General features: G+C 41.7%; 1 protein-coding gene. It reads left to right on the forward strand.

The window, feature by feature from the left end; all coding sequences use genetic code 11:
- Window positions 1-202 precede the first annotated feature (202 nt).
- A partial coding sequence (locus tag A3739_RS06210; RefSeq protein WP_068500703.1) for an NAD(P)/FAD-dependent oxidoreductase occupies window positions 203-1346 on the forward strand: 1144 nt, incomplete at its 3' end.

A 1346-nucleotide genomic window follows, 5' to 3' on the forward strand; every position in this document is an offset into this window, starting at 1 on the left:
CAGGATACAAAGTCAGTTTGCCATTTAACGAGGTAAGTCACATTTCAGAGACCGCACTGCTGAAAGGTTTGTTAACCAAAAATGTCACATAAACTGCGCCGTACAAAAATATCAATTCTTATCTTGGCAACAACAAAGCCAGGCTCTGTGTTCTCAAGCATACTAGTCGTTCGTGGTTACTTGATTAAACAGGATAAGAAAAATGACAGAACAACATTTCGATGTGATTATTATTGGCGCTGGACTATCAGGAATTGGCAGCGCCTGCCACATATCGAGAGAATGTCCTGATAAGTCTTTAGCAATCATTGAACGAAGACAAACAATGGGCGGAACTTGGGACTTATTTAAATACCCTGGCATTCGATCAGATTCAGACATGACTAGTTTTGGCTACCAATTCAAACCTTGGTTCTCTGACACTGTGTTAGCTAAAGGTCCAGACATAAGAAACTATGTAAACGATACAGCGCAAGAATTCGGCATCGCCGAGAAGGTAAAGTTCGGCCTCAAGATAATCAGTGCCAACTGGTCTTCAACACTTCAAAAATGGGAACTCTCCGCTCTTAATGAGCAAACTCAAAAAACGGAGAACTTCACGTGCCAATTCCTTTTAAATTGCACGGGATATTACGACTATGATCAAGGTTATAAACCCAAGTTCTTAGACGAAGATAGATTCAAAGGCGAAGTTCTTCATCCTCAACACTGGCCTGAGAACTATGACTACAGCGGTAAGAAAGTAGTTGTCATTGGTAGTGGAGCAACTGCGATCACAATCGTTCCATCCATGGCCGATACAGCAGCGCACGTTACGATGCTCCAACGCTCTCCTACCTACATTATGTCATTACCTGACACAGACAAAATCGCGCGCTTTATGACCAAAATTATGCCTGACTCTTGGGCATATTTGATCACTCGTAAGCGAAACATCTTGATTCAAAGAGCACTGTACGCTGTCAGTATGAAATGGCCGAATTTTATGCGAAAGCTCCTAATGAAAAATGTCAAAAAAGAACTCGGAGAAAACGTCGATACGAAACATTATTCGCCTCGCTACAACCCATGGGAAGAACGTCTATGTGCAGCACCTGATGGTGACTTCTTCGCAAAAATAAGAGACAAAAAAGCGAGTGTTGTGACGGATGAAATAGATCGATTTAGTGAAAACGGCATAATTTTGAAATCTGGAGAGAAATTGGAAGCCGATATCATCGTAACGGCGACGGGGCTTAACCTTCAAATGATGGGAGGTTTAAATCTGACGGTTAATGGAGAAGCGAGCCCATTATCTGAAAAAATGACGTACAAGAGCGTTATGATAGAAGGTATACCAAATTTTT

The organism is Oleiphilus sp. HI0067, from assembly GCF_001635735.1.